General features: G+C 63.5%; 17 protein-coding genes. 16 read left to right on the forward strand and 1 reads right to left on the reverse strand.

What is annotated here, in order from left to right; all coding sequences use genetic code 11:
• The first annotated feature begins 11 nt into the window (after positions 1-11).
• From rseP to OUZ30_RS14465, 8 genes are all read left to right on the forward strand, one after another.
• Positions 12-1,358 (forward strand): RIP metalloprotease RseP, encoded by a 1,347-nt coding sequence (gene rseP, locus OUZ30_RS14430; RefSeq protein ID WP_266183010.1) that lies wholly within the window; start codon positions 12-14, stop codon positions 1,356-1,358.
• Positions 1,359-1,574: 216 nt separating this feature from the next.
• Complete coding sequence (gene bamA, locus OUZ30_RS14435; RefSeq protein WP_266183011.1) at positions 1,575-4,043, forward strand: outer membrane protein assembly factor BamA; 2,469 nt, start codon at positions 1,575-1,577, stop codon at positions 4,041-4,043.
• Between the two features lie 117 nt (positions 4,044-4,160).
• Positions 4,161-5,189 (forward strand): UDP-3-O-(3-hydroxymyristoyl)glucosamine N-acyltransferase, encoded by a 1,029-nt coding sequence (lpxD, locus tag OUZ30_RS14440; RefSeq protein ID WP_266183012.1) that lies wholly within the window; start codon positions 4,161-4,163, stop codon positions 5,187-5,189.
• Complete coding sequence (gene fabZ / locus OUZ30_RS14445; RefSeq protein ID WP_266183013.1) at positions 5,182-5,655, forward strand: 3-hydroxyacyl-ACP dehydratase FabZ; 474 nt, start codon at positions 5,182-5,184, stop codon at positions 5,653-5,655. Before lpxD ends, fabZ begins: the two co-directional genes overlap by 8 nt.
• Positions 5,652-6,425 (forward strand): acyl-ACP--UDP-N-acetylglucosamine O-acyltransferase, encoded by a 774-nt coding sequence (gene lpxA, locus OUZ30_RS14450; protein WP_266183014.1) that lies wholly within the window; start codon positions 5,652-5,654, stop codon positions 6,423-6,425. Before fabZ ends, lpxA begins: the two co-directional genes overlap by 4 nt.
• Before the next feature lie 65 nt (positions 6,426-6,490).
• Positions 6,491-7,705: a lipid-A-disaccharide synthase gene (gene lpxB, locus OUZ30_RS14455; RefSeq protein ID WP_266183015.1), complete on the forward strand. Its 1,215-nt coding sequence runs from the start codon at positions 6,491-6,493 to the stop codon at positions 7,703-7,705.
• Positions 7,695-8,309 carry a ribonuclease HII gene (rnhB, locus tag OUZ30_RS14460; protein ID WP_266183016.1) on the forward strand — a complete coding sequence of 205 codons (615 nt, stop codon included), beginning with the start codon at positions 7,695-7,697 and terminating at the stop codon, positions 8,307-8,309. Before lpxB ends, rnhB begins: the two co-directional genes overlap by 11 nt.
• A gap of 573 nt (positions 8,310-8,882) precedes the next feature.
• Positions 8,883-9,092, forward strand: coding sequence for a hypothetical protein (locus OUZ30_RS14465; protein ID WP_266183017.1), 210 nt, complete (start codon positions 8,883-8,885; stop codon positions 9,090-9,092).
• Between the two features lie 67 nt (positions 9,093-9,159).
• On the opposite strand, the gene OUZ30_RS20455 is transcribed toward OUZ30_RS14465, so the two are convergent.
• Positions 9,160-9,390 (reverse strand): amino acid permease, encoded by a 231-nt coding sequence (locus tag OUZ30_RS20455; protein ID WP_425601500.1) that lies wholly within the window; start codon positions 9,388-9,390, stop codon positions 9,160-9,162.
• A 286-nt stretch (positions 9,391-9,676) separates the two neighbouring features.
• On the opposite strand from OUZ30_RS20455, the gene OUZ30_RS14475 reads away from it, so the two are divergent.
• The 8 genes from OUZ30_RS14475 (at position 9,677) to ispA (ending at position 18,751) form a co-directional block, all read left to right on the forward strand.
• The gene (locus OUZ30_RS14475; RefSeq protein WP_266183018.1) at positions 9,677-10,243 is read left to right on the forward strand and encodes a TlpA family protein disulfide reductase; all 567 of its coding nucleotides are present in this window, start codon (positions 9,677-9,679) and stop codon (positions 10,241-10,243) included.
• An 89-nt stretch (positions 10,244-10,332) separates the two neighbouring features.
• Positions 10,333-13,905, forward strand: coding sequence for a DNA polymerase III subunit alpha (gene dnaE, locus OUZ30_RS14480; protein WP_266183019.1), 3,573 nt, complete (start codon positions 10,333-10,335; stop codon positions 13,903-13,905).
• Positions 13,906-14,043: 138 nt separating this feature from the next.
• Positions 14,044-15,000 carry an acetyl-CoA carboxylase carboxyltransferase subunit alpha gene (locus tag OUZ30_RS14485; protein WP_266183020.1) on the forward strand — a complete coding sequence of 319 codons (957 nt, stop codon included), beginning with the start codon at positions 14,044-14,046 and terminating at the stop codon, positions 14,998-15,000.
• A 6-nt stretch (positions 15,001-15,006) separates the two neighbouring features.
• Complete coding sequence (locus OUZ30_RS14490; RefSeq protein ID WP_266183021.1) at positions 15,007-15,402, forward strand: VOC family protein; 396 nt, start codon at positions 15,007-15,009, stop codon at positions 15,400-15,402.
• Positions 15,403-15,452: 50 nt separating this feature from the next.
• Entirely contained in the window at positions 15,453-16,208 is a 756-nt protein-coding gene (locus OUZ30_RS14495) for an NYN domain-containing protein (RefSeq protein WP_266183022.1), read from the forward strand.
• Positions 16,198-17,496 (forward strand): tRNA lysidine(34) synthetase TilS, encoded by a 1,299-nt coding sequence (gene tilS, locus OUZ30_RS14500; protein WP_266183023.1) that lies wholly within the window; start codon positions 16,198-16,200, stop codon positions 17,494-17,496. The genes OUZ30_RS14495 and tilS overlap by 11 nt, the downstream gene beginning before the upstream one ends.
• Before the next feature lie 114 nt (positions 17,497-17,610).
• Positions 17,611-17,868, forward strand: a complete 258-nt coding sequence (locus tag OUZ30_RS14505) for an exodeoxyribonuclease VII small subunit (RefSeq protein WP_266183024.1) — start codon at positions 17,611-17,613, stop codon at positions 17,866-17,868.
• Positions 17,852-18,751: a (2E,6E)-farnesyl diphosphate synthase gene (gene ispA / locus OUZ30_RS14510; RefSeq protein ID WP_266183025.1), complete on the forward strand. Its 900-nt coding sequence runs from the start codon at positions 17,852-17,854 to the stop codon at positions 18,749-18,751. Before OUZ30_RS14505 ends, ispA begins: the two co-directional genes overlap by 17 nt.
• Positions 18,752-18,796 lie beyond the last annotated feature (45 nt).

Genomic DNA, 18,796 nt, shown 5'->3' on the forward strand with positions numbered 1-18,796 from the left:
AGCTCTTACTGATGAATCCTTTCTTTGGCTCGGTGTTCTGGTTACTGGTCACGCTCGGCGTGCTGGTCACCTTTCACGAATTTGGCCACTACTGGGTAGCACGACGCTGCGGCGTCAAGGTGCTGCGTTTTTCTGTGGGCTTCGGCAAGGCGATCTGGAAGCGGATCGGCCGCGACGGCACCGAGTACCAAGTGGCCATGATCCCACTGGGCGGCTACGTGAAGATGCTCGACGCCCGCGAAGGTGACGTCGATCCCGCCCTGGCCGGCCAGGAATTCACAGGCAAGCCGGTGTGGCAACGCATCGCCATCGTCGCCGCTGGCCCGGGCTTCAATCTGATCTTCACCGTGGTCGCGTTCTGGCTCATGTTCATGCTGGGCAAGCCCGACATGGCGCCCGTCGTGACGGCCGCGCCGCAGAGCCTGGCGGCCGAAGCCGGGATTCGCGCTGGCGATCGCATCCTCAGTGTCGACGGCAAGGCGGTGGCGACCTGGAGTGACTCCATGGACGCCGTGGCCAACGGCATGCTCGGTCGCGACCCGCTGCCGCTGCAGGTGCGTGGTGCGGATGGCACGGAGCGCCAGCTGGTGCTTCCGCTTAACCAGCTACCCCCGGGCGAGGATATCGGCCAGTACCTGGACAAGCTGGGCCTGAAGCTGGCGCCGTTGCCGCCCGTAGCCGCCACGGTGCTCCCCGGCAAGCCGGCCGAGCAGGCGGGTATGAAGGGTGGCGACCGGATCCTCAGCATCAATGGTCGTGCCGTAGCAGGCTACGAGGACTTTCAGGAGCTGATCCCCCAGGAAGCAGCCAAGTCGCCGACCCTGAACGTGATGGTTGAGCGCGACGGCAAGACGCTGCCGCTGTCGATCACCGCACGCATGGAGTCACTGGAAGGCCACCCACCCAAATGGGTGATCGGCGTGTCTTCGCTCGAACGGGAGCAGGCCGTGCTCCGCTATGGGCCGCTGAAGGCCATGGGCGCTTCGCTGCAGACCACCTGGAGCAGCACGGCCGCCACCTTCAACATGATCGGCAAGATGCTGACCGGCCAGGCGTCGACCAAGAACCTGTCCGGGGTCATCGGCATCGCCCAGGTCGCGAACGCATCGGCAAGCATGGGGGCTGGCTGGTTCCTCAGCTTCCTGGCCATGGTTTCGCTAAGTCTTGCGATTCTCAATCTGTTGCCGATCCCCGTCTTGGACGGCGGTTACCTGCTGTATTACCTTATTGAGTTGGTCAAGGGCAGCCCTGTCAGTGAGCGTGTGATGATGGCCGGCCAGTATGTCGGCCTGGTCCTGCTATTCACGTTAATGGGGTTGGCCTTCTACAACGACATCCATCGCATCCTGCCCTCGTGACGCGCTCGGCTAGTAGCAAAAGCCGTGCAGTGCCCGGGGGTGATGGCGTGCCGACGTTTCGCGCATCAATGTGCGCGACTCGGCGGCACCGCGGTGGTTTACCCGGCGCATCTGGGGAAGATGCGAGCACCCTTTCAAGGCTGGGTTTTACCCGGCTTCACGCATTGATCGGGGCGGTCTTGGCCGCCTCATCGGAATAAACCAACGGAATCGACGATGAAGCGTATCGCCGCCCTGATCCTGCTTGCCTCCCTGTCCGCCAATGCTCTTGCATTCGACCCGTTCGTCGTTTCCGACATCCGTATCGATGGCCTCAGCCGTATTTCCACCGGCACGGTGCTCAACTACCTGCCCATCAACCGGGGCGACCGTCTGACCAACGACGGTGCCCAGCGCGCCGTTCGCGCGTTGTACCAGACCAAGTTCTTCAGTGACGTCCAGGTCGACCGCGAAGGCGACATCATGGTCATCAAAGTGGTCGAGCGCCCCTCGATCGCCAAGCTGACGCTGCGCGGCAACAAGGACATCAAGGAAGAGGATCTGCGCAAGGGCCTGAAGGAAATCGGCCTGTCCGAGGGCGAGACGTTCGACCGCCTGTCGCTGGACCGCGTGCAGCAGGAACTGATCCGCCAGTACTACAACCGCGGCAAGTACAACGTGTCGGTCGAACCGCACGTGACGAATCTTGATCGCAACCGCGTGTCCATCGACATCGAGATCCGCGAAGGCAAGGTTGCCAAGATCAAGGAAATCAATATCGTCGGCAACACGGCGTTCACCGACAAGGAGATCCGCAAGGGTTTCGAGTCTGATACGCCGAACTGGCTGTCCTGGTATTCCAAGGACGACCAGTACTCGCGCGAGAAGCTTTCCGGTGACCTGGAGAAGCTGCAGTCCTACTACATGGACCGTGGCTACGCTGACTTCGGCGTCGACTCCACCCAGGTAACCATCGCGCCCGACAAGCGCTCCATGTACATCGCCGCCAGCGTCAAGGAAGGCGATATCTACATCATTTCCGACGTGCACCTGCTTGGCGAACTGATCCTCCCCGAGGATTCGCTGCGGCAGCTGGTGTATATCAAGAAGGGCGACACCTTCAACCGCAAGGCGATCGAGGCAAGCTCGAACGCGATCAAGAACATCCTTGCCGGCATCGGCTACGCGTTTGCCAAGGTGACGCCGGTACCGAAGCTCGACAAGGACAAGCGTACGGTCGATCTGACGCTCTACATCGAGCCAGGCAAGCGCGTGTATGTTCGTCGCATCAATTTCCAGGGCAACACGCGCACGGAAGACGATGTGATGCGCCGCGAAATGCGCCAGCTCGAAGGCAGCTGGTTCTCCCAGCCGGCCATCGATCGTTCCAAGATCCGCCTGCAGCGACTGGGCTATTTCAAGACGGTCACGATCGACAAGGCGCTGGTACCTGGTACGGAAGACCAGGTCGACCTGACGGTGAAGGTGGAAGAACAGTCCGCCGGCAGCCTGATGTTCGGCGTGGGCTATTCGCAGTACTCGGGCATCATCCTGTCCGCATCGGTCTCGCAGAACAACTTCCTGGGCACGGGTGACAGCTTCTCGGTGGGCGCGTCGCGCAGCGATTATTCGACCAGCATCAACGCGAACTACTTCAACCCGTACCTCACCGACAGCGGCGTCGGCATTGGCTACAACGCCGGCTACACCAAGTCGAACTACGGCGATACGAACTCCACGTTCGTGAACTACACCAGCAGCGTGAAGTCGTTCTCGAGCTTCCTGAGCTTCCCTATCTCGGAAACGGACAATATCCGCACCGGCCTGGGCATCAGCAGCAACAAGATCAACCTCAGCTACCAGTACCTCACCACCGACGTGAACGGCAACCCGGTCACCGCGACGGAGAACTTTTCGCCGCAGGTGTTGATCGACTACCAGAACGCGATCGGTCACCAGACCATCCACACCTGGGACGCGACGCTGGGTTGGACCCACGACACCCGCAACGGTTATTGGGCGCCGACCCGTGGTGGCCTGGTCTCGCTGTCCACTGACATCGCCCTGCCCGGCTCCACCGTGCAGTACTACAAGATTGCCGGCGAGGCGAACCACTACTGGCCCATCGGCAAGGGCTTCGTGCTCTACGTCGACGGCCAGCTGGGTTATGGCCAGACCTATGGCCAGACCTTCCCGAATGACGGCGGCAGCACCTATACGGCGGGCGAGAAGGTTACCTATCCGTTCTGGGAGAACTACTACTCGGGCGGTGTGCGCGACGTGCGCGGCTTCCAGGACAACACCCTGGGTCCCCGCTTGTGCGTAGGCACGACGACCAATGCCCAGGGCAAGGTCGTGCCAATCACGCCGAATCCCGATGGCACCTGTTCGGGCAGCGTTTATAGCTACGGGCAGCCGGTCGGTGGTGCGTTCAAGGTGTTGGGCACGGCCGAACTGTACCTGCCGCTGCCGTTCCTCAAGGACATCAACACCGCACGCGTGTCGTGGTTCGTCGACGTCGGCAATGTGTATCCGACCTACTCGAGCTTTACGGCCAGCACGCTACGCGTGTCGACCGGTGTCTCGCTGCACTGGCAGGCGCCGATTGGCCCGCTGATCATCAACTTCGCGGTGCCCCTGCGTACCCAGGCGGACGACGGCCACTACGAAGAGCGCATCCAGTTCACCTTCGGCAGTCAGTTCTAAAGCTCTGAATTGCCCCAGAGTGAGGCATAGAGAGGGCGCGGCGATGCCGCGCTTTCTTTTTCCGGACCCCTGGAAGGGCATGACGCCCTACAATGGTCCGATTGCAGGGAGCCATGCATGAGCATTTTCCACATCACCGTGGCCGAACTCGCCGAACGGTTCGGCCTCGAATTTCGCGGCGACGGCGCGCGCGTCATTGACGGCGTCGCCACGCTGGCCAGCGCCGGCCCCAGCCAGCTGAGCTTTCTCTCCAATAGCAAGTACGCGGCACAACTCACCGGCACCAGCGCCGGTGTCGTGGTGATGCGTGAGGAACATGTCGCCGACAGCCCCGTCCCGGCGCTGGTCGCGCGTGACCCCTACGTGGCCTACGCGAAGATCGCCGTACTGTTCGAGCGCCAGCCTGCCGCGCCTCTTGGTATCCATCCCAGCGCCGTCGTTGCCGCCAGTGCACGCGTGTCCCCGACCGCCAGCGTTGGCCCCTGCTGCGTGATTGAAGACGACGCGGTGGTGGAAGACGGGGTGGTTCTGGGCCCCCATTGCATCGTCGGTCCGGACTGCACGGTGGGTGCGCAGTCGCGACTGGTGGCGCGGGTCACCCTGGTCGCCAGCGTCACTTTGGGCAAACGCGTGCTGGTCCATCCCGGCGCAGTGATCGGTTCGGATGGCTTCGGCCTCGCCTTTGATCGCGACCACTGGATCAAGTTGCCCCAGTTGGGCGGTGTACGCATTGGTGATGACTGCGAGATCGGGGCCAATACCACGATCGATCGCGGGGCGCTGGACGATACGGTGCTGGAAGAGGATGTACGCCTGGACAACCAGATCCAGATTGCCCACAACGTCTACATCGGCGCGCATACCGCCATGGCAGGATGCGCAGCGGTGGCCGGCAGCGCCAAGATCGGACGCTACTGCATGATCGGCGGCAACGCCGGTGTGCTGGGCCATCTGGAGCTTGGCGACCGGGTTAACATTACCGCCAAAAGCTTGGTTACACATTCCATACGCGAGCCGGGTGAATATGCCTCGGGCATTCCTCTACAGGAGAGTCGCCTGTGGCGGCGCAATGCAGCCCGGTTCAAGCATCTGGACGAATACGTGCGCCGCATCTCGGCGCTAGAGAAGGACAAAAACAATGAGTGACCTCACCGTGCCCTTCCACCTCCCTGTGACTGTAGAGCATATCCAGCAGTTGCTGCCTCATCGCTATCCGTTTCTGCTGGTGGATCGCGTGATCGAGATGGTGCCTGATGAAAGCATCGTGGCGATCAAGAACGTGACGATCAACGAACCGTTCTTTGAAGGCCACTTCCCTGGCCACCCGGTCATGCCGGGCGTGCTCGTGGTCGAGTCCATGGCGCAGACCGCCGGACTGCTCACGCAGATCTCGCGCCGTCTCAAGGGAAACACGGGTAGCCCGCTGTTCTACCTGGTCAAGGTGGACAATGCGCGCTTCAACGCACCGGTCGTACCGGGCGATCAGCTTCGCCTGGAAGTGACGCTCAAGCGCCTTCTGCGCAGCATGGGTCTGTTTGAAGCACGCACGATTGTCGACGGCAAGGTCGTAGCCAGCTGCGAACTGATGTGTGCCGCGAGGTCAGAGAAATGATCCATCCCACCGCGCAGATCGATCCTTCCGCCGTCATCGGCGACAACGTCAGTATTGGTGCTTATAGCGTCATTGGTGCCGATGTGCAGATCGGTGACGGCACGGTGGTTGGACCGCACGCGGTGATCGAAGGCCCCACGCGCATCGGTCGCGACAATCGCATCAGCCAGTTCGCCTCGTTGGGCGGCGCGCCGCAGGACAAGAAGTTCGCCGGCGAGCACACCGAGCTGATCATCGGTGACCGCAATCTGATACGCGAATTCGTCACCATCAACCGCGGCACCGGCGATGGTGGCGGCGCCACGCGTCTCGGTAACGACAACTGGGTGCTGGCCTATGTGCATATCGCGCATGACTGCCACATCGGCAATAACACCGTGTTCTCCAACTACTCGGCGCTGGCCGGGCACGTGGAAATCGGTGACTGGGTCGTCATGGCCGGTTTCTCGGGCGCACATCAGTTCTGCAAGATCGGCGCGCATGCGTTCATCGGCATGGGCTGCCTGGTCGGGTCCGACGTACCGCCCTTCGTGACGATGGCCAATGATCAACGCGGTCGCCCCCGCGGTATCAACAGCGAAGGCCTCAAGCGCCGCGGCTTTGACGCCCCGCGCATCTCCGCCATCAAGCGCGCCTATCGCACCTTGTACATGGCCGGCCTGAGCCTGGCGGATGCGCGCGAGCAACTGACCGAACAGGCCTCGGGCAGCGAGGATGTGCGCGCCATGCTCGAGTTCCTTGATCGCAGCGAGCGGGCACTGGCGCGTTGAGATGAGCTCCGCTCATCGCAACGAATCAGGCACGCGCTCTGGCTCCGGCGGCTGATGTAAACGTCATGACCGCCGTCGAAGCAACCAATCAAGCCCCACTGATCGCCCTGATCGCCGGAGAAGATTCCGGCGATCAGCTCGGTGCCGACCTCATCGCCGCGCTCCGCCGTCGTTATCCCGATGCGCGTTTCGTCGGCATCGGTGGCGCGCGCATGCAGGCCGTGGGATTCGAGTCCTGGTACGACATCAAGGAACTCTCCCTATTCGGCTTCGCCGAGGTCGTGTCGCACCTGCCGCGCCTGTTGCGCTTGCGCAAAGAACTCATGGCGCGACTGGTCGCCGCCAAACCATCCGTGGTGGTCGGCATCGACGCACCGGATTTCAATCTCGGAGTGGAAAAGCGACTGCGACAGGCCGGTCTGCGCACGGTGCATTATGTAAGCCCGTCGGTATGGGCCTGGCGCGAGAAACGAGCCGAGAAGATCGGGCTCAGTGCGGATCGCGTGCTGTGCCTGTTCCCGATGGAACCGGCTATCTACGCGCGGCACGGCATCGACGCCCGTTTTGTTGGCCATCCACTCGCCGATCGTTTTGCGCTCGTCTCCGACCGTGTTGGAGCGCGTGCATTCCTGCAGTTGTCGCAGAACGCGCCCGTGCTTGCCGTGCTGCCAGGTAGCCGGGCCTCCGAAGTGGCGCACCTGGGCCGTATCTTCCTCGACGCCGCACGCCAGGTGGCGACCCACCTGCCCGGTCTTCGCATCGTCATCCCGGCTGCCAACGAGCGCGTCAAAGCCAGCATCAAGTCCATGCTCGGCGACGCACAGGGCGACGAGGCGCCGGTACTGCTCGACGGCCACGCGCATGAAGCGATGCTAGCGGCCGATGTGGTTCTGCTTGCATCAGGCACGGCGGCGTTGGAAGCCATGCTGGCCAAACGTCCCATGGTCGTGGGCTATCGCGTCTCGCCCGTGAGCTATCGCATCGCGCGCGCGCTCAACATGCTCAAGACCGATGTTTACGCCCTGCCCAATATTCTCGCCCGTGCCAATGGCATGGGCGACAACGCCGTGCTTGTCCCCGAACTGATGCAGGACGATTTCACCGCCGACAAGCTTGCCGCCGCGACGCTGGAGCTGTTCCGCGACAGCGAACGCCGTGGTGCCATCGTTGCGGCTTTCGAGCAACTGCATCTGGCCTTGCGTGGCGATCTTGATGGGGATGCCGGCGACCTGGCGGCCGATGCGGTCGCCGAGCTGATCGAGGCGCCGCGTGGCCGCTAGAAAAATCACCGCCAGCGCCGAAGGCTTGCTGATTGCCGGCGTCGATGAGGCCGGCCGAGGTCCTCTGGCAGGACCCGTGGCGGTTGCTGCTGTCATTCTCGATCCAGCCCGCCCCATCGAAGGGCTCAACGACTCCAAGAAGCTGAGCGAAGCGAAACGCGAGGCGCTCTATCCCCAGATCATCAGCAGGGCCTTGGCGCACTGCGTGGTCATGGTGATGCCGGAGGAGATTGATCGGCTCAACATTTTTCAGGCCACCATGACCGGCATGTGCCGCGCACTGGCAGGGCTCGCCCCCGCGGCGCACGAGGCATGGATCGACGGCAATGCACTACCCCGCGACTTGCCCTGCGCAGGCCGGGCCATCGTCGGCGGCGACGCGTTGGAACCGGCGATCAGCGCGGCCTCCATTCTCGCCAAGGTCAGCCGCGACCGCTGGATGGTCGAGCTCGATCGCGAACATCCCGGCTACGGCTTCGCCGTGCACAAAGGTTATCCGACGCCAGCGCATCTGGAATCGCTGAGGCGTCTGGGCCCCTGCCAGCATCACCGCCGCAGCTTCGCGCCGGTGAAGTTGCTGGTGGACCAAGGTGTGTTGTTCTAGGCGCCACTAGCACCGTGAATGCTGCGGGCTGGCGTCACCGCTAAAGTGTTTGGGCCCAGCCTCGCCGGCATCCGCTGCTGCATGAGCACTGCCATGCACAGTGAAAACTGGAAGCAGCTCAACGCCCGCTGCGACGGAATTAGCCATCCATATCAAACGCGCCGAGCTCGTCATCATAAGCATCAACGAGGCCAAGATTACAGCCTCCCAGCATGGCCTATGACCCACGCCAACGCGTGTGAACCGGCGTTAGAATGCAGTCGAGAAACGGGAACCCATGACTCTCGACCTGGCTCCGCCAAAGTCGGGAACTAACGGAGAAACCCATTCTCTATTGGCAAGAGGCAGGTCTCTTTGAGGCAACCTTTTCCGCCATTGCTGCATCCCAACGGATACAGGAAGCGAAGTCACCGGGCCGATGTCACCAGCGCACGCCAACCCAACCGATACGCCCGATTCTGCGGCGCGGTGAACTTCCAGCAAAGCATGGACGCGAGATCAACCCGCGTGCTTTGTACCTGTCACGCGACCTTGAGACACTCATTACGCGCGCTAGACCGCAGGAGTCGTGTCATGACGCTTCCCAACCGCCCGCAAAACGCCGTACCGCGCGGCGAACCCGAGACTTCCACCGCCACGAAGCTCCTCACGCCCGAGGAGCTCACCGCCATCGTCGACGCGGAGTACCAACACGTCGACTATGACCTGCACCCATTGGCCGTGCCGAGTCTCGACCACTACATCGACAATTCCATGGGAGACGAGCTGTTTCACATCTCGTAAGAGATGAGAGCATCCCCACCGACGACGGAAACTCAGCTTACTTTCCGTCGTCGCAGGAGCCCCGCAGTTATTCGGCCACTGCGTTCCAACCCATGAACCAGGCCAACCATCCACCGAAGGTGGCATCGGCATAGACATAGGCGCTGCCCAACACCGGCAACATGGCGGCGATCTCGGCGTAGCTCAACGCGGCAAATGCGGCCGCCAGTCCGGCCAGCACAAAGGAAAAGGTGAGCGCCGGACCCGCGAGTGCGGCAGCTGTTTGGCCGGTGATCACGAAGATACCCGCACCGATCACCTAGCCTAGGCCGAGTACGATCAGATCCTTGAGACCCAGGGCGCGCCGCAATGCATGGTTGGCAGCAAGCGAGGACTCGACAGACTTGACGGCGAACAGTGATCGGATCAGTGACATGGGCAAGTCCTGGGCAGCGCGATACGCTGACTTTCAAAGCGAATAAAGCCCCGGACCCTGCCAGTCCTCGTCGCCACCTGCAATCACCCTAAGCTCACTTTATAGGCGCCCTCTGCTGCCTCCTTACGGCCGTTGCTTGCGGTAATCTGCTGCGTCAGGGGGATTCACTATGAAACGACTGTTCACGCGTGCGCTGGTTTTGCTTGCGCTGTCGCTCGCTTCGGCGGCCTACGCCAAGCCGACCGAGGGCGACGTGGCGCCGGATTATCTCGGCCATGACCGCCACGGCAACGACGTGCGGGTAAGCGCGCTGCACGGCAAGGTCGTCATTGTCAGCTTCTGGGCATCCTGGTGCGGCTATTGCCTGAAGGAAATGCCGATACTGGCGGCCATCCAGAAGAAGATGGGCACGGCGGATCTGCAGGTCGTGGGCGTCAATCACGACGACGATCGGGACACGTTCACCAAGATTCAGCGTCGCTGGAAGGATCTGGACGTGATCCTTACCTACGAGGCCGGCGACAACCGCATCTCCAAGCCCTACGGCGTCAACGGTCTGCCGTATATGGTGATGATCGGCCGTGACGGACGCATTGCTCACATCCACGTGGGCTACGGCGAAGACATGCTCGACGACATGCTCGGCGAGATCCAGGATTTGATCGATGCCCCCGCGCCCTCGGCCGCCACGCCAGCGGCTCCCATGACTGCCGCCGCAACGTCGCAAGCCCCATAGCTGGCCGAATGGCGGCGTGTGCACCGATGTCAATTCTTGCCCACCCCGGCCAGCAACGCTAGGCTGAGCATCCTTTCTGCGTGCGCGCCATGTCCGTCCGCTTCGCTCACCTTCATTTGCACAGCGAATACTCGCTGGTCGATTCGACCATCCGCATCAAGGCGCTGGTCGAGGCCTGCGTGCGCGAGGGTGTACCTGCGGTAGCGCTCACCGACGACAGCAACATGTTCGCGCTGGTGAAGTTCTATAAGGCGTGCAGCGCCGCCGGCATCAAACCGATCGGTGGCTGCGACCTGTGGGTCAGCGCACCGGATGATCCGCGACCCTGGCGTCTCACCCTGCTGTGCCAGAATCGCGAGGGTTATCTCAACCTGTCGCGTCTGGTCTCACGCGCCTGGCGCGAAGGCCAGCAGAGTGGCCGCGCACTGATCGACGCCGCCTGGCTGACCCCCGCGGCCACGCACGGCCTGATCGCCCTGCTCGGACGCGAGAGCGAGGCCGGTCGTATGGCGGTCAATCAGGGCGTGACGGCGGTGGCTGCGCGCTTGCGCCCGTTTGCCACGCAAATGGCCGACCGCCTCTACCTGGAACTGACCCGCTGCGGCCGCGACGGCGAGGAAAACTGGAACATCGCCGCCCTGGCCCTGGCCGCCGAGCTGGATTTGCCGGTCGTCGCCAGCAACGACGTGCGCTTTCTCAAGCAGGATGATTTCGAAGCCCACGAAGCGCGCGTGTGCATCAACCAGGGCCGCGTGCTGGCCGATCCCAAGCGCCCTCGCGACTACAGCGATCAGCAATACGTCAAAACGCCAGGCGAGATGGAGGCGCTGTTCGCGGATATTCCGGAGGCGCTGGAAAACACCATCGAGCTGGCCAAGCGCTGCACGCTGGAACTCAGCTTCGGCACCTACTACCTGCCCGACTTCCCGGTGCCGGAAGGCCACGACCTGGCCAGCTATATCCGCGAGATTTCGCGCGAGGGCCTGAAGGAGCGTCTCACGGTTGCGCCCCTGGCCGCCGGACGCACGCTGGCCGACTACGAAGCGCGACTGGAACGCGAGCTGGACGTCATCATCAAGATGGGCTTCCCCGGCTACTTCCTGATCGTGGCGGACTTCATCAACTGGGGTAAGCAGAACGGCATCCCGGTTGGTCCGGGCCGTGGTTCGGGTGCGGGTTCGCTGGTCGCCTGGGTACTGAAGATCACCGACCTCGATCCGTTGCAGTTCGAGTTGCTGTTCGAGCGCTTCCTCAATCCCGAACGCGTGTCGATGCCCGACTTCGACATCGACTTCTGCATGGATCGCCGCGACGAGGTGATCGACTACGTCGCGCGCAAGTATGGCCGCGACCACGTCAGCCAGATCATCACCTACGGTTCGATGGCGGCGAAGGCCGTGTTGCGCGACTCCGGCCGCGTGCTCGGCATGGGTTACAACCAGGTCGACCGCATCGCCAAGCTGATCCCGGCGCGGCCACTGGATCTCACCTTGTCGTGCGCGTTGGGCCGCTCGGAGAAGGCCAAGAAAGAACCCGATCGGGTGGTCAAGGAATTCTGCGAGCTGTACGAGCAGGACGAGGAAGCGAAAACGCTGATCGACCTCGCACTCAAACTTGAGAGCCTCACCCGCAACGCCGGCAAGCACGCCGGCGGCGTGGTGATCGCACCGACCCCGCTCACCGATTTCGCCCCCCTGTACTGCGAAGCGGGCGGCGGCGGCGTGGTGACCCAGTACGACAAGGACGACGTGGAAGCCGTCGGCCTGGTGAAGTTCGACTTCCTCGGCCTGCGCACGCTGACCATCATCGATTGGGCGGTGAAGGCGATCAACGCGCGTCGCGAGAAGACCGGCGAGGCCGCACTCGACATCTCCGCCTTGCCGCTGGACGATCCGGCGCCGTACGAGCTGTTGAAGAAAGCGCAGACGGTGGCGGTATTCCAGCTCGAATCCTCCGGCATGCAGCGCATGCTCAAGGACGCCAAGCCCGACCGATTCGAGGACATCATCGCGCTGGTGGCGCTGTACCGCCCCGGCCCGATGGACCTGATCCCCAGCTTCGTGGCGCGTAAGCACGGCCGCGAGCAAGTGGAATACCCCGACCCCCGCGTCGAGCCGATCCTGAAAGAGACCTACGGCATCATGGTCTATCAGGAGCAGGTGATGCAGATGGCGCAGATCGTGGGCGGTTATTCGCTCGGCGGCGCCGACCTGCTGCGTCGTGCGATGGGCAAGAAGAAACTCGAGGAAATGGCGAAGGAACGCGCCAAGTTCCGCGAGGGTGCCGCCAAGGACGGCCTCAGCGGCGAAAAGGCCGATTCCATCTTCGACCTGATGGAAAAATTCGCCGGCTACGGCTTCAACAAATCGCACGCGGCCGCTTACGCACTGGTGTCGTATCAGACAGCATGGCTGAAGGCGCACTACCCGGCCGAGTTCATGGCCGCGACGATCTCGTCGGACATGGACAACACCGACAAGGCGGTGACCTTCATCGCCGAGTCCGAGGCGATCGGCCTGAAGGTGCTGCCGCCGGATGTGAACGCCTCCGAATTCATGTTTGTCGCGGTCGAGCCCAAGGTGATGCGCTATGGCCTGGGCGCGATCAAGGGCGTGGGCCAAGGCGCCTGCGAGGCGATTGCGGACGAACGCAAGCGTGGCGGTGCGTACAAGGAGCTCACCGACTTCTGCCGCAGGGTCGATTCGACCAAGCTCAACCGCCGCGTACTGGAAGCCTTGATCCTGTCGGGCGCGCTCGACGCGCTCGCGCCTACGCGCGCCAGCCTGATGCTGCAACTGCCCAATGCCATGAAGGTGGCGGAGCAGCACCTGCGCGACAAGCAGTCCGGCCAGAACGATATGTTTGGCGCCTTCATGTCGGATAAAAGCGGGGTCAGCGCCGCTCCCGTCGTGCAGGTGGACCTGCCCACGGTGCCCGAATGGCCGCTAGAGCAGAAATTGCAGGGCGAGCGCGACACGCTCGGCCACTACCTGTCCGGCCATCCCACCGACCCCTGGAAGGACGAACTGGCCCAGCTATCGACCTGCCCACTCGGTGAAATCGCCGACCGTTACCAGCCACCCAAGCCGCGCAAGAATGACGACGGCGACAACAACCGCTTCCGCCGGGGCCCGGATACACCGTGGACGGTGGCCGGCATGGTCACCGCAGTGCGCAAGCGCGGCGAGAGCGATGCCTTCGTACGACTGGAAGACGGCAGCGGCGTCATCGAGGTGAGCTTCTTCGGCGAGCTATACCAGCAGGTGGCGCCGCTACTCACCCGCGACCAGATACTGGTGGTGGAAGGCGGCCTGCGCATTGACGATTTCTCCGGTGGCGGCTTCGCCTTGCGCGCGCGCAACGCCCTGTCCCTGGGAGATGCCTGTCGCCGCTACGCGCGCTTATTGCGATTGAAGCTGAATGGGGTGGGCCCCAGCTTCATCGAGGATCTGCGCCGCACCCTGTCGGGTTATCGCGGCGGGCGCGCCAGCGTGGTCCTGTACGGCTACCACAACCAGGCCGCCCAGGCGGATCTCGAGCTGGGAGAGGAATGGCGCGTGGACGCCATCCCCGAACTCCTACGCGCCATCCGCGCGGTGCCGGGGGTCGAGGCGGCCAGGTTGCGCATTGTGAAGAACGACGACCGTCCACGCGGCGATTGACCTCTCGTCAACCCGATCTACCTCACCGTCATCCCGGCAGCAGCCGGCATGACGGTGAGGGTGCCCCATACGCCCCCGTTCCCGTCTTTTTTCGCGGATCGGTATACTGCTCCGCTTCCGTGTTACGAATTGCACCGAATGAACCCTAACTTCCTCGATTTCGAACAACCCATCGCCGAGCTGGACGCGAAGATTGAAGAGCTTCGCCATGCCAGTCATGGGCAGGCGTTCAATATCGATGAGGAAGTCGGCCGCCTGCGCGAGAAGCTGAAGCTCAAGACCAACGAGATCTTCCGCAACCTCACGCCCTGGCAGGTGACCAAGCTGTCGCGCCATCCGGCGCGCCCGTACACGCTGGACTACATCAGCGTGATCTGCGAGGAATTCCACGAGTTGGCCGGCGACCGCGCCTATGCGGACGACGCCGCCATCGTGGGCGGCCTGGGTCGTATCAATGGCCGCCCGGTGATGATCATCGGCCACCAGAAGGCGCGCGACACCAAGGGCAAGGTACGCCGCAATTTCGGCATGCCGCGCCCCGAGGGTTACCGGAAGGCGCTGCGCCTGATGAAGATGGCCGAGCGCTTCGGCCTGCCCCTGCTGACCCTGATCGACACCCCCGGCGCCTATCCTGGCGTCGGTGCCGAGGAGCGCGGCCAGAGTGAGGCTATCGCCCGCAATCTGCTGGAAATGGCCGACCTGCGCACGCCCATCATCTGCACCGTGATCGGTGAAGGCGGCTCGGGCGGCGCGCTGGCCATCGGCGTGGGCGACCGCACCGTGATGTTGCAGTACTCCACTTATTCGGTGATCTCGCCGGAAGGTTGCGCCTCCATCCTGTGGAAGAGCGCCGACAAGGCGAAGGACGCCGCCGAGGCGCTGGGCCTTACTGCGCCGCGTCTGCTTGAGCTGGGTCTGATCGACAAGCTGGTGCGCGAACCGCTGGGCGGCGCCCATCGCAACCCGCATTCGATGGCCGTGCGCCTCAAGGCCGTGCTGCTGAACCAGCTTGACGAGTTGGAAGCGCTGCCGATGAAGGACCTGCTCGAGCTGCGCTACAAGCGCTTGCGTGGCTACGGCGCTTACCAGGAGTAAGCCGCCATGGCCGGGGTGCGCGCGCTGGACCATGTGAACCTGCGTGCACCTGCCGCACTGATCGAGCGGTTGCGCCGCTTCTATATCGACATCGTGGGCCTGCAGGAAGGCCCTCGGCCCTCGTTTCGCTCCGGTTCGCGCGGCCATTGGCTGTATGCCGGCGAACAGCCGCTGATGCATCTGAGCATTTCCGGCGATGGCGACGGCCCACCACAGCGCACTGGCTGGCTTTCGCATGTCGCGTTCGCCTGTGACGACCTGGCGGCCGCCCGTGCACGGCTCGACGCCGCCCATATTCCCTACCAAGTCGACATCGTCGACTCCCGGGGCCAGGTGCAGCTGTTTCTTACCGATCCCGCGGGTGTTGGGGTGGAGCTGAATTTCCAGGTCGACAAACGCTGATCACATTCGCAGCGTTACCATCGGCGCACCCTCGCCAGGAAATCGCGTTCATGGCCCACGAGCATGCCACCAAGCTTGCCGTTCTCATCGACGCCGACAATGCCCAGCCGGCCATTGCCGAAGCGCTGCTGGCCGAGGTCGCCAAGTACGGCACCGCCCACGTCAAGCGCGCCTTTGGCGACTGGACCAGCACGCACCTAAAGGGCTGGAAAGAGCAGCTGTTGAAGCAGTCCATCCAGCCGATCCAGCAATTCGGCTATACCAGCGGCAAGAACGCCACCGACTCGGCGATGATCATCGATGCGATGGACCTGCTGTATTCGGGACGCTTTGACGGCTTCTGCATCGTCTCCAGCGACAGCGACTTCACCCGGCTGGCGGCGCGCATCCGTGAATCGGGCTTGATCGTCTACGGCTTTGGTGAGCGCAAGACACCCGACCCGTTCGTGGCCGCCTGCGACAAGTTCATCTACACCGATATCCTGGTCGCCAAGCCGGACGAGGAACAGCCGCTCAAGCCGCGCACGGCCGCACAACTCAAGCAGGACACGGTCCTGGTCAACCTGCTGCGCAATGCGCTGGAAGCTGCGTCCGACGACGATGGCTGGGCGGCCCTGGGCGGCGTAGGTTCGATCATGACCAAGCAGCGCCCCAATTTCGATGCGCGCACCTACGGCTACAACAAGCTGAGCGAGCTGATCAAGGCGACCACCTTGTTCGACATCGATCGTCGCAGTACCGGCGAGGGACGGCCGAAGGTGATCTACGTGCGCAACAAGACCAAGAAATCGCCGAATGGTGAGTAAGCTGATCGAGATCCTGCAACAGGCGCTGCGCCGGCAACCGCAAGGAGGGTTGTGCGTGGCGTACAGCGGCGGCCCGGATTCCACCGCCCTGCTGCACGCGCTCGCCCAGCTTCCCGAAGCCCATGCGCGCGGCCTGCGCGCCTTGCATATCGACCACGGCCTGCATCCCGACAGTCGACAATGGTCGGAACACTGCCGGCAACTGGCCAAGGAGTGGGGCGTGCCATGTCTGGTGTTGCGCGTAGAGGTCGATCACGCCCAAGGCTATGGGCTGGAAGCCGCGGCGCGCGATGCGCGCTATCGCGCATTCGCCATGTCGTTGACCCGTGACGAGCATCTGCTGCTGGGCCATCATCGCGACGACCAAGCCGAAACCGTGCTGCTCAAACTGCTGCGCGGCGCCGGGCCGGAAGGCCTGGGCGGCATGCGTGAATCACGCGCGCTGGGACAGGGAAGCTTATGGCGCCCCCTGCTCGATGTACCCCGTCAGCTGTTGCGTGACTACGTCGACGCACACGAGCTTCCGTGCATCCACGACCCATCCAATGCCGACAGTCGCCTGTCGCGGAATTTTCTCCGCCACGAGATCCTGCCGCGGCTCAGCCAGCATTGGCCGCAGGCGGTGGAGTCCATCGCGCATAGCGCGCGCCTTAGCCGCTCTGCCACCGAGACCTTGGCGCGACACTGGCGTGCCGTTCAGGCGGACATGCTCGATAGCGTGACCGGCAGCCTGGATGCCGCCCGCTGGCTGGCATTGGCACCGGCCCTGCGCCATCCGCTGCTCGACGACTGGCTGCATGCACGCGGCCTGCCCGCACCAACCACGGCGCAACGCGAGCAGATCGAACGGCAATGCCTCGCTCGCGACGGCCAGCTGCCATGTGTTCGCTGGGCCGGTGCCGAGCTGCATATATGGAAAGGCCGGCTGTGGGCGCTACCGCCGCAGCGGCGTGTCGATCCGCATTGGCAGGCGTCCTGGCTAGGCGAACCCTTGGCCCTGCCCGATGGCGGGAGCCTGCTGCTGGAAGCACCTGCGCGACTTGAGCAGCCGTTGACGGTTCGACTGCGCCAGGGTGGTGAACACATCCGCCCCGCTGGTGACGCCCATACGCGAGAGCTACGCGACCTGTTCCAGCAGAGCAGCATGCCGCCCTGGCGCCGTGCTGCCTGCCCCTTGCTGTATGCCGGGGAGGAGTTGATTGGCGTGGGCGATCGCTGGCTGACAGAGCATGGTGCGACATTGTTTCTTGCTGCAGGCGCGGCCCCGCGCTGGCAGCCCGCCTCCTGAAGGCCGTTGAGCCTGTGCGGGCTGTCGCAACATGGCCACCATTGCCGATGAAACGGCCGGGCAAGACCTCACGCACATTGATTCCGCACGCCCCCTGCGTTAGCTTTGCGGGCCATGGCCAAGTCCGCTTCCGCTCCCGCCGCTCCGGCTCCCGCCGCTGACTTCGAACATTCGCTAGACGAGCTCGAACAGCTGGTTGCGCGTATGGAAGGCGGTGACCTTAGCCTGGACGAGTCCCTTTCCTCGTTCGAACGTGGCATCGGCCTCTATCGCCATTGCCAGCAGGCGCTGGAAACGGCCGAAATGCGCGTGCGCCTGCTGCTTGATCCCGATGCTCCCAACACCGCCGAACCGTTTGAACCCGAACTCTGAACTCGGCCAGGCTCTCAAGTCGCTGATCGCGCGCGCCGACGAGGCGCTGACTCGCTCGCTGCCGCCGGAAGACAGCTCCCCAGTCGAACTTCACCGCGCCATGCGCTATGCCGTGCTTGGCGGCGGCAAACGGCTGCGTCCCCTACTGGTCTACGCCGCCGGTCATGCGTTCGGGGAAAGCAGCTCGCGGCTGGATGCCCCCGCCTGCGCCGTGGAACTGATCCACGCCTATTCGTTGGTACACGACGACCTGCCGGCCATGGACGACGACGCCTTGCGCCGTGGACGTCCCACCTGCCATATCGTGTTCGGTGAAGCCATGGCGATTCTTGCCGGCGACGCGCTGCAGGCGCTGGCGTTCGAACTGCTGGCGCATGACGTGGACCAGGGTGTGTCGCCCACGCGTTACGTGGAAATGCTGCGCGTGCTCGGGCGCGCCTGCGGTGCCGAAGGGATGGCGGGCGGCCAGGCCCTGGATCTCGCGGCAGTCGGGCGCCGGCTTTCGCTGGACGAGCTGGAAAACATGCACGCCTGCAAGACCGGTGCGCTGATTCGCGCCTCGGTCCGCCTTGGGGCCCTGGCCTCTGAGGCGCCCGACGATGCGCTTGAGGCGCTCGATCGGTATGCGCACGCCGTGGGGCTTGCCTTCCAGGTACGCGACGACATTCTCGACGTGGAAGGCGAGTCGTCCGTGATTGGCAAGACCGCTGGCAAGGATGCCGCCGCCGACAAACCCACCTTTCCCTCGATCATTGGCATGGATGCATCGCGCGAACACCTCGCACGACTGACCGCCGATGCGCTGGAAGCCATTGCGCCCCTGGGAGAACGCGGCGCACTGCTGGAAGAACTCGCCCGCTACGCCGCAGCACGTCAGCGCTGAGCCTTACGGCCGCACGGCCCTTCGAGCCTTCGTCAACCTGACGGC

The organism is Dyella humicola (genome assembly GCF_026283945.1).
Lineage (GTDB): Bacteria > Pseudomonadota > Gammaproteobacteria > Xanthomonadales > Rhodanobacteraceae > Dyella > Dyella humicola.

Coding starts and splice junctions, on each gene's coding strand:
- OUZ30_RS14465 (WP_266183017.1), top strand. CDS start 8,883: ATGACGCTTCCCAACCGCCCGCAAAACGCCGTACCGCGCGGCGAACCC.
- rseP (WP_266183010.1), top strand. CDS start 12: ATGAATCCTTTCTTTGGCTCGGTGTTCTGGTTACTGGTCACGCTCGGC.
- OUZ30_RS14505 (WP_266183024.1), top strand. CDS start 17,611: ATGGCCAAGTCCGCTTCCGCTCCCGCCGCTCCGGCTCCCGCCGCTGAC.
- OUZ30_RS14485 (WP_266183020.1), top strand. CDS start 14,044: ATGAACCCTAACTTCCTCGATTTCGAACAACCCATCGCCGAGCTGGAC.
- OUZ30_RS14475 (WP_266183018.1), top strand. CDS start 9,677: ATGAAACGACTGTTCACGCGTGCGCTGGTTTTGCTTGCGCTGTCGCTC.
- tilS (WP_266183023.1), top strand. CDS start 16,198: ATGGTGAGTAAGCTGATCGAGATCCTGCAACAGGCGCTGCGCCGGCAA.
- lpxB (WP_266183015.1), top strand. CDS start 6,491: ATGACCGCCGTCGAAGCAACCAATCAAGCCCCACTGATCGCCCTGATC.
- dnaE (WP_266183019.1), top strand. CDS start 10,333: ATGTCCGTCCGCTTCGCTCACCTTCATTTGCACAGCGAATACTCGCTG.
- OUZ30_RS14495 (WP_266183022.1), top strand. CDS start 15,453: ATGGCCCACGAGCATGCCACCAAGCTTGCCGTTCTCATCGACGCCGAC.
- lpxD (WP_266183012.1), top strand. CDS start 4,161: ATGAGCATTTTCCACATCACCGTGGCCGAACTCGCCGAACGGTTCGGC.
- OUZ30_RS14490 (WP_266183021.1), top strand. CDS start 15,007: ATGGCCGGGGTGCGCGCGCTGGACCATGTGAACCTGCGTGCACCTGCC.
- fabZ (WP_266183013.1), top strand. CDS start 5,182: ATGAGTGACCTCACCGTGCCCTTCCACCTCCCTGTGACTGTAGAGCAT.
- bamA (WP_266183011.1), top strand. CDS start 1,575: ATGAAGCGTATCGCCGCCCTGATCCTGCTTGCCTCCCTGTCCGCCAAT.
- lpxA (WP_266183014.1), top strand. CDS start 5,652: ATGATCCATCCCACCGCGCAGATCGATCCTTCCGCCGTCATCGGCGAC.